General features: G+C 69.1%; 7 protein-coding genes. 2 read left to right on the top strand and 5 right to left on the bottom strand.

What is annotated here, in order from left to right; genetic code table 11:
* Nucleotides 1-85: 85 nt before the first annotated feature.
* Entirely contained in the window at nt 86-523 is a 438-nt protein-coding gene (locus ABTY04_RS39300) for a hypothetical protein (RefSeq protein ID WP_352218231.1), read from the bottom strand.
* Nucleotides 524-1,512: 989 nt separating this feature from the next.
* Here ABTY04_RS39300 and ABTY04_RS39305 point away from each other — a divergent pair.
* Nucleotides 1,513-2,595 carry a ParB/RepB/Spo0J family partition protein gene (locus ABTY04_RS39305; RefSeq protein ID WP_352218232.1) on the top strand — a complete coding sequence of 361 codons (1,083 nt, stop codon included), beginning with the start codon at nt 1,513-1,515 and terminating at the stop codon, nt 2,593-2,595.
* A gap of 451 nt (nt 2,596-3,046) precedes the next feature.
* Here ABTY04_RS39305 and ABTY04_RS39310 read toward each other — a convergent pair whose 3' ends face one another.
* The 4 genes from ABTY04_RS39310 to ABTY04_RS39325 all read right to left on the bottom strand — a co-directional run bounded on the left by ABTY04_RS39310 (nt 3,047) and on the right by ABTY04_RS39325 (nt 7,193).
* Nucleotides 3,047-4,201: a glycosyltransferase family 4 protein gene (locus ABTY04_RS39310; protein WP_352218233.1), complete on the bottom strand. Its 1,155-nt coding sequence runs from the start codon at nt 4,199-4,201 to the stop codon at nt 3,047-3,049.
* A gap of 16 nt (nt 4,202-4,217) precedes the next feature.
* Nucleotides 4,218-4,952, bottom strand: coding sequence for an FkbM family methyltransferase (locus ABTY04_RS39315; RefSeq protein ID WP_352218234.1), 735 nt, complete (start codon nt 4,950-4,952; stop codon nt 4,218-4,220).
* Nucleotides 4,953-5,044: 92 nt separating this feature from the next.
* Nucleotides 5,045-6,223: an acyltransferase family protein gene (locus ABTY04_RS39320; RefSeq protein ID WP_352218235.1), complete on the bottom strand. Its 1,179-nt coding sequence runs from the start codon at nt 6,221-6,223 to the stop codon at nt 5,045-5,047.
* A complete protein-coding gene (locus ABTY04_RS39325; protein WP_352218236.1) occupies nt 6,216-7,193 on the bottom strand; it encodes an alpha/beta hydrolase in 978 nt (325 codons plus the stop codon). Before ABTY04_RS39325 ends, ABTY04_RS39320 begins: the two co-directional genes overlap by 8 nt.
* A gap of 1,378 nt (nt 7,194-8,571) precedes the next feature.
* Between ABTY04_RS39325 and ABTY04_RS39330 the strand changes: the two genes are divergently transcribed.
* Nucleotides 8,572-8,742, top strand: a complete 171-nt coding sequence (locus ABTY04_RS39330; RefSeq protein WP_352218237.1) for a hypothetical protein — start codon at nt 8,572-8,574, stop codon at nt 8,740-8,742.
* Nucleotides 8,743-9,332 lie beyond the last annotated feature (590 nt).

A 9,332-nucleotide genomic window follows, 5' to 3' on the forward strand; every position in this document is an offset into this window, starting at 1 on the left:
CCTCAGAGCTCGAAGGCTCCGGCGTCGAAAGTGCTCACCTACCGGCGGCTACGGAACCGAGCATTCCCCGGTTCCGTAGCTCCCATTAGGCGTCGTCGCGGATCGGCTCCAGGATCGCGACGCACTCCATGTGGTGGGTCATCGCAACCGTATCGAAGAGCGCCTCGGTGGTGACGCGGCCGCGCGGCGCCCACTCCAGGAACTGCCCGTTTTGAGCAGGGGCAAAGGCCAGCGCGATCCGCTCCTCGCGCTCGGGACGTCCACGTCCCGATGTTGCCGGACCGGATCGCCCAGGTCGCCCATCTTGAGCCCGTGCTAGGTCGAGAAGGGCCGGCCCGGCCGCGATCTCACCCGCTTCGGTAGGCCAGTACCCCTTGACAAGGCTGTAGATGAGGTCCTGGTCGTCCCTTCGGTAGAATTCGGCGACATTTGGCCTGGGCCGCGGGGCAGCCGATGCACCCCGCAGTGCCGGGAGCATCGCCACAAGGGCAGACACCCCAGCAGGCACACGACGATCAGCCACGGGCTCATGCTGATGGAGGCGCTGCCGTCCTCGGCACCGCGATCGGCGCGGTGGCGGCCCGGTCCGCCCTGAAGGTTGCCTTCGCCGCTGAATCGATACGGTCGCAGCCGTCGGCGGCTGCGGTCCGATGTCGTCCTGGCGGACGGCCCTCGCGGTCGGCGCCAGCGGCTTCCTCCCTCAAGGACGTCACCTCTGAGTTCCTGCCCACCGCCATTCGCCTGGTCAGTGCCAGTGATGCGTCGCCCCCCATCACCCGTCGCCTGATGGGGCGCTATGCCGGAGACAGCGCCATGGAACCGAGCCCCGAAACCCCCGCCCTCGACCGGGACCCGGCCGTCCTGACCCCGCGCGAGAGTGAGGTGCTGACGCTCATGGGCGGGGGTCTTTCCGATGCCGAGCCGGCGCTGGGCCCGACGCTCAGTGAGGCAACGGTGAAGACCCACGCGGCGCGACCAGGGGTGCCGTGGCCACTTGCAGTGCACAAGTCGAGCACTTCTGCAAGTCCAAACTGCCGTACTCCCAAGGCACTTAGCCGGAACCGGTCGCTACGACATCGCTCAGGACCTCACCGGCGCCCGCAAGGCACCCGCCCCGCCATCGTGTGTTTTGAAGGTCTCGACAGCATCACGGCGAGATATGAACATAAGCGCGAGGTCCTGCCGTACACCATCAGGCTGGTCGACTGGCTGAATACGGACGGTCGCAATCCGCTGGAGATCATTAGCATCAGTGCGTGTCGCGCCATCAGGACCGGTGGGCCGGCGGTGTTTCCAGACAGTGAGGATGTGGCTGAGGTGCGGGCTGACGGTGCAGAGACCCTGTGCCCGGGCCTTCAGCACCTCACGGCCATCTGCAGCCGGCGCACCACCCACCGCGCCCCCGCCCAAGAGGCGAAGGGGGCCGGTCGCTCGACCAGCGGTATTTCCTACACACGGGGTGAATCCAAAGTGCTACTACCTGACTCATATAGGCCCGGCCCTGGTACAGCGGTGTCACGGTCCACCGCACCACCCTTCTCGTCGGCCGCCGCGCCGGCGCCCTACGAGGTGCCCGCCCGCACGATCGTCTCCGTTACGATCGCAACGCTCCTGCCGGGTGAATCTCCCCGCTCGGAAGGGCTGGACCAGGAGCATGTGGCTCGCCTGGCCGAGGTCGACGCCCCCCTCCCCCCGATCCTCGTCCGCCGGTCCGACATGCGCGTCATCGACGGCATGCACCGGCTCATGGCTGCCTTGGTCCGCGGCCAGACCAGCATCGACGTCGAATTCTTCGAAGGAAGCCCCGCAGACTCCTTCCTTCTGGCGGTCCGGGCCAACATCGCCCACGGCCTCCCGCTTTCCCAAGCCGATCGGCGCGCCGCCGCATCCCGGATCATCGCGTCACATCCACACATGTCCGATCGGGCCATCGCCCGGGCCTCGGGCCTGGGAGCCAAAGCCATAGCGACAATCAGGCGCCGTTCAAGTGACGACCTGCCGCAGTTGAGCGTTCGGATCGGACGCGACGGGCGAGCCCGTCCACTGAACAACGTTGATGGCCGATGGCGTGCGGCGGAACTCATGGCCGAGAATCCGCACGCCTCGTTGCGTGAAGTGGCCCGGCTCGCGAAGATATCGCCCGCTACGGTGAGCGATGTACGCAAGCGCATCCAGTCCGGCGAACTGCCGGCAGCCGTACGGCCTCATGCCGACCAAGGCACACCAGAAGTCACACACTCCACCGAGTCACGGGCAGGTGCCGGCGCCGTAGCAGACGCAGCCGTCAGGATGCCCGCGCAGGGCGGCCGCATGCAGCCCAACCGCAGGGCACGGACGCCTGCACCGGATCCCGCTGTGGTGCTCAACAAGCTCTTGCGAGACCCCTCCATGCGCCTCAAGGAGGAAGGACGACACCTCCTGCGAATCCTGCAACAGAACGCATCGGCGGAGTGGTACCAGCTGACCGAAGCGGTACCGCCACACTGCGGGGAGCTGGTGGGGAGCTTGGCGCGCCAATATGCCGCCACCTGGCTGGAGTTCGCGCAGCATCTGGACGAGCGCGATCGAGCCGTCCCTCAGAGAGCGACCTACTGATATGCGCCGGCTCCAACCACCTCCATCCCACCCTCACACGTACCAAACTGCCCACTGGTTCACTGACTATTCCCAGAGATACGCAAAGCCTTGCCCCAGGGGCCGAAGCTAGAGGATAGGTCCTGGCGTACAACGGCGCGTCGGGTGTCCACAGTCCGGATACCCGACGCGCTTCGTCGCGTACCCCTGCTTTCCCGGGCGCACTTGGCCTTCGCGCTGACACACGCAGACCGGTCCGGGACCCGGACAAGGGCCGGACGGGCTGCGATCCGACAGCCGATCCCGCACCGCGCCGCGGATCAGGCGGAAAACGATATGAGGCCGCCCTCGCCCCTCAACGCCCGGTGGTGAGTACCATCCCTTCCACCGGGACGGCACTCACCTGAGGCAGGTATGACAAAGCCGCCCCGGCTCTCAGCGGGAGTCGGGCCGGCTTCCCGCGATCCTGCCCCTACGCTTGTCCGCGCACGGACAGCGGCTCGCGCTCCGGGTCCAGCAGCTGCATCAGGTGACGTGCCGACTCGTCCCAGGACCACGACTCCTGCACCCACCGGCGGCCCGCGGCACCCATCTGCGCCGCCCGTCCCGGGTCGAGCAGCAGCTGGGTCAGCGTGGCGGCGACCACCTTGGAGTCGGTACCGTCCACCACCCGGCCCGTACGCCCGTCGAGCACGGTGTCCGGAGCTCCGCCGGAGTCACCGACGACGACGGCCAGGCCGCTGGCGGCCGCCTCCAGGAAGACGATGCCGAGACCCTCCGCCTCCAGGCCGCCCTTGCGCGTCCGGCAGGGCATCGCAAAGACGTCCGCGGCCGCGTAGAACGCCGGGGTCTCGGTGTGGCGCTTGCCGCCGACGAACCGCACGGCGTCGGCGCCGTGACGCTCGGCGAGCCCCCGCAGGCGTTCCTCGTCAGGGCCCTGGCCCACGACCAGCAGGACGGCGTCGGGCACCTGGCGGCGGATCAGCGGCATGGCCTCGATCAGCCGGTCCTGCCCCTTGCGCGCCACCAGTCGGGCCACACACAGGATGACGCGCTTGCCCTCCAGGCCCAGTTCGGCGCGGAGGGCGGCCCCGGCCACGGCGTCGGGGCGGTACACCTCCGCGTCCACAGCCGGGACGAGCCGGCTCAGCTCGGCGCGCGGTCCGAGGGCGGGTGCGATGCGGGCGCGCGTGTAGTTGCCGAGGTAGGTGACGACGTCCACGCCGTCACCTATCCGGCGCATCATCCGGCGGGCGCCAGGTACCTTCGCCCACCAGATCTCATGCCCGTGCGTGGTTGCCACGATGCGTCGTATGCCGCTGTCGCGTAGGGAGGGCGCCATCAGTGCGAGCGGTGCTGCCGCCCCGAACCAGACCCGGTCGCATCCGTGCGCCCGGGCTATCTCGACGGCCCTCTTCGTGACGCGGGCGGTCGGGAGCAGCATGCGGCTGGTATCCCGTACCACGGGGAACGGAAGGCTGCTGTCGTAGGCGGTGTCGCCCGGCTCGTGGGAAGTGTAGACAACGACATTGTCGTCCGGCACCCGCGTGGCCATGGCATGGACGAAGGTCTCGATTCCCCCTTGGCGAGGCGGGAAGTCGTTGGTGATGACAAGGGTGGAGCCCATGGCAGTGCAGGTTCCTTCAGTTCGAGGTGATCGGACGGACGGTGAAGAGGTAGTTCCGGCAGTCATCCGTCACTTCGGAGACCTGGTCCCAAACACCGCTGCGCCAGCGATGCATGGTGTAGTCGAGAAGGGCCAGGCGGCTGACGAGATCGGCCGACTTTACGTCGTACTTCGCGAGGTGGCGGTCCTCGATCTCCAGCAGCAGGGAGGGCCGGTGGCGCAGCAGGGTGCTTCGGGCGCCTGACAGAACGGCCCCCTCGGCCCCCTCGACATCGGCCTTGATGAAGTCGACGCGGTCCAGCCGCATGTGGTGGCACAGGCCGTCCACCGTCCGCACCGGCGTGGCCACCGGAACGGCTCGGGGGAACTCACGGTTGGGGCCCGGTCCGGAAGCGCCCTCGGTGAGGTAGGCGCGTCCGTGGACGGGGAGCAGGCGCCGCCGCGGCAGGCTCATCGTGCCCTCCTGTGCGCGCTCGCCCAGAGCGGTGCGGTGCACGGTGACGTTGCGGCAGCCGAGTGCTCCGGTCACGGTGCGCAGCCACTTGGCGGGACCGGGGAGCGGCTCGACGCTGTACACGGCACCGGTCGGCCCGACGAGGTCCGACAGGACCCAGGTGTAGAGGCCGTACTCGGCCCCGATGTCGAGGCAGACCGCGCCCGGCGGCACGAAGGGGCGCAGGCCCTCGACTTCGTCCTCGACGAACGGGAAGCGCGACGAGGCCCAGCGCAGCCCACTCGCGACCGCGGACACCCGTATCCCCTGTTGGGGGCGGCCGCCACGGACCGGTCCAGACGGATCCGCCGGAGGAGTTGAGCTGCCGCCCATCGAAGGCCCTTTCATTGTCATATGGTCCGCCTCGTACGACCATCCGCAGCCTCCGCCGTCGTCGGCCGGCTCTGGCGCACCACCCGGCTGCTGCCGCGCAGCCTGGCCTGCTCGTACGTACGGAACGCGGTCCAGCAGACGAGCAGGGCCGTCGCGAACGCAGGCAGCCAGGCCAGCCGCGCGAGAACCCAGCCCGGGTTATCGGGCACCGTGTGCAGTCCGGGCAGGGGGACTCCGGCGAGGAAGCCGATGGCGGTCACTGCCATCATCGATGTTTGGTGCCACAGGAAGATAGTCATCGCGGACAGGTTGACCATGGCCACAGCGGCCCAGGCCCCGGGCCGGGCGAGCATCCTGCGCAGCGGACCGAGCAGCAGGAGGGCCGCACCGCACTGGGCGGCACCGAAGGTGACGGTAGCCAGGTTGGGCGGGTCCAGGTTGGAGACGGCGTGCCCCGGGACACCGACCATGGCGGCGGGATATCCGGCCCACACGACCAGCCCCGCACAGGCGGCAGCGCCACCGAGCAGCAGCATCCATTGCGTCACCCGGCTGCGCACCGCTCCTCGCGCCCAGGCGGCCCCCAGGCAGTAGGGGACGAGCCACCCGGCCAGCACGTTCACCGAGTTGAGCCACTCGGGCCCGTCCAGCCCGAACCGGATCACGTCGACGTGCAGCACGACGGCGAACGGCCACCACGGGTGCAGCCGCGTCGCGAGCGGGGTCAGAGCTGTCAGCACGGCGAAGACCAGCAGGAACCAGAGCGGGGACAGCACCAGCTTGCACAGCGTGTGCAGGGTCCGGTCGTCCACTCCGGCGGTGAGCATCATGACCACGGCGACGGTCCACACCGCCAGCACCACGGCGACGGGCCGGAACAGTCTGGCCAACCGGGTGCCGAGCCATCGCCCGTAGCCGATGCCCTTGGCCCGGGCGGAGGCGTAGCTCCGCGCTCCCACCAGACCGCCGACCAGGAAGAAGACCGCCAAGGTCTGGAACACCCAGGAGAGCGGGGTGAGTTCAGGCATGTAGAGGAGCGGGCTGGCGCTACGCAGGGTGCCGCTGTCGGCGACCAGCGCGGAAACCGTCCAGTGGCCCAGGACCACCCCCAGAATGGCGAAGGCTCGCAGCGCGTCAACGGCGCGGTCCCTGTCCGCCGGCGTGGCGGCGTCGATCCGGCGAACGAGGTCACGCACTGCTTCCTCCCGGGTGCTTGTCGGGTGCGGGCTGGCTCGTGACGATCCGGGCAATGTTCCGCAGGGACGGGGAGCGTGGTTTCAGGTAGTCGCTGTGGCCGCTGTCGCCCGCGTCGAAGATGCGCGCGCCGAACTCCGGGGCGATCGGGTCCGTCCCGAAGCCCACGGCGAGCGGACCCAGTCCGACCTTGTAGTGCGGCACGTTTCGGATCCAGTCGGTGCTGCCGCGCCCGGCCCAGACGACGGCGCCGGTGTGCAGGCCGGCAACATCGTCGAAGCCCGTGCCGGGGCTTCCGTAGAGGACGATGTCGGCGACCTGCGCCCCGGAAGCGGCGCGGGCACAGACGACGCTGCCGTAGGAGTGGCAGACGAGGGTGGTCCGGGCCGCGGGCTTGCTGGCACCGAGGCCCCTGAGGAACGAGGTGAGCCCGGAGGCGGCTTCCTCCGCCCGTCCCGAAGTCACCGAAGCCAGGCTCACCGTGGTGGGGGTCTGGTAGCCGAGCCAGGCGACGACGGCGGTCCGGTCACCCGAGGCGCGCTGCAAGGACGTGCTGCCACTACGCAGACGCCAGTAGTTGTCCACGCTGATCCCGGCGCCCGGGACCATCACCGCGATCCTGTCGGCGGTCGACAGGTCCCCGAAGACCTCGACGACGCGGCCCCCGTCGCGGCCGTCGAAGGTGAGCACCTGGCGCCCGGGGGCGCGGAAGTCGCGCAGAGCCGCGGCCCTCTTGCCGTCACCGTGTGCGGTGGCCGCCCGCTCGGCGGCGCCGATGTCCGCGCGGGTGGCGGCATATCGCTCGGAGAGGGCCTGCGCGCTCGCGACGGGGACGGAGCCAGAGGTGGCCGGAACCGGGGCGGGTACGTCCGCGGGCCGGGCGGCGCCGGACACCGGAGCAGCCACGGACACCATCACCAATGCGATGAGTGCAGCGCGGCGCAGGCGGTTTCCGCTGGGCCAAGAGGCCATGGCAGGTACTTCCTTCCGTGCCCGGACGAATGTCGTACGTTCTCGCCGATGAGGCTATTGATCACACAGTCGAACTGTCATCACGCCAGGGATGTACCTCCTCAGGACTACGGGCCAGAAACCATCCCATGGCCGGAATTCGCCTGCCGTGCAGTCGACTTTTCCGTTCGGTCGCACGGCCCGCTCCGCCCTGCATTTCCGGCCCCTTCTCAATCTGAACGTGTCTGCCGGTGCTTTGACGCACCAATTCGGGCAGGGCTCGGGCCACCGGGAATACGGGTTCATCACTCGGGAGAATGGCGGCGAACAGACGGTGGACGCGAAGCAGGGCCCGTCGGCGCTGACGCCCGACCGGGCCCCGGGCCCTGCTCGTTCTGTGTGTGCCCCGAGTAGGATTCGACCCCACGCTGTCGGGACCACTGCTCAGCCCTGCGGACAGCGCGTCCGCAGGGCTGAGCGGGTCGGCTCCCGGTGAGGGCCGCTAGCTGGCCGCCTGTCGCTGACGGACGGCGCTCCCTCGTCCAGTTCCCGTGCGATCTCCATCAACGTCTCGGCGCGCTGGCGCGCTGGGTCGACGGTCAGGGAGCCGCAGTGCGAGGACACCACGCACTGTTCAACCGGCGGACCTTGCCGTCGAGTCCGACACGGGCGACCGGCTGCCGCCCCGGGCCGGCCATCTGCCGCAGGATGTTTGGCACGGTCCGCGCCCCGAGACTGCGGACCGCGCGATGGCCCGGTCCGAGCTCTGGGGTGGGAGCGGATGATCCGCTCCGCGACCCCGTGCCGGTCACCGTGCAACAGCCGAAGAACGTGCTTCACATTCGACTCGACGGCGCAGGGCGTGTTCCGTCGATCACGCGCATCGTGCGGCGGTTGACGAGAATCGGGGGCAGCGGGACGTCGAGTTCCGCCAGCCTGGCTACGTGACCGACGTCCGTTCCCTGCGACCTGGGGAGTCCCCAGGACGAATCTGCCCGATCGCAACGGTCACAATGCGGAGGGGATTTCCGGGCGCACCGGCGAAGGTGGGACCTGCGACTGCCTCGGTGCCCGCCACATCGGATGGGCGGACGTGGACTTGCTCAATGTGTTTCACACCGTTGAATAGCTGGTACATCAGCTGCTCATGTCTGTCACGGCCCTGGAGCCGGCCGCGGGTAAGGCGTGCGGGCCCCCTCCAGCACCTCGTTCCCGCTCGACCCGGCGCTCGGGCAGCCGTCGGACACGGCTACTCCCCCCATCCATGTCGACCGCGCCTACGCGCGGATGCCGACCGGCCTCTGCGGAATACTGACGTCCCCGTCCACGGTGCGGGCGGTCTCGTTCGCCGTAACGCGTAGCGCAAGCAGTCGCCGAGGCCATCCCCGGCGGTGACTTCGTGGAGATCCCCGGCAGCGGGCACCTCGGGAACCTGGAGCGTCCCGAGGCCGTGAACGCGGCGATACTCGTTCTTCACCGCGCACTGACCGGTCCGGTCAGCCCGGACCAGTCCGCGCCGACTGGTCGGCGCTCGCCGTACGGGCACGACGCCCAGGGCGCCGGCCCGTGAGAGCGGTGACGGGGGACACCAGGACTCACGGGCCGGCTCCGGGCCGAACGCCTACAGATACTGCGCGTCGCGCGGCACCTGGGCGGTGGTCATAACAGCAATCTAGAAGGTGGGACGACGGCGGCACCTCCCTCCACCGATGTATCCGTCCGCGGCCGTCATCCTTGAGATGTACGCCGCCCCGGCGGGCGGGGAGGGGAGGGGTCGGCGTTCCGGCGCCGTTCAAGTGACGCGGAACCTCAGTTGATCGCCAGGTTTCGGCTCCGGCGTGCGGAATTGGCGGCGAAATTCTGGATTCGACCGACGCCTCCCGGCAGTTGAACACTCGTACCGGCTGGGAGGCAACCTCACCTCGTAGCCGAACAGCGCGAAACGGAGCGAAAGACGACTGCTCGACGCATTCACGCCATCCCAAACATTGATCATCCACACGCACTCGAGTCATCCTGTCCCTGGAGAGCGCCCATGCGCGCCCGGGGCGCGTGTTTCGCCTCTCGTTGGATCTCGAAGAGAGGTGGGGAGCAGATGGCTGAGGAGCCGTTGTTTCTGCGTTCGAAGGCCATTGTGGAGCCGTTGGTTGACCGGTTCTT

It is taken from the genome of Streptomyces sp. NPDC097981 (genome assembly GCF_040302565.1).
Lineage (GTDB): Bacteria > Actinomycetota > Actinomycetes > Streptomycetales > Streptomycetaceae > Streptomyces.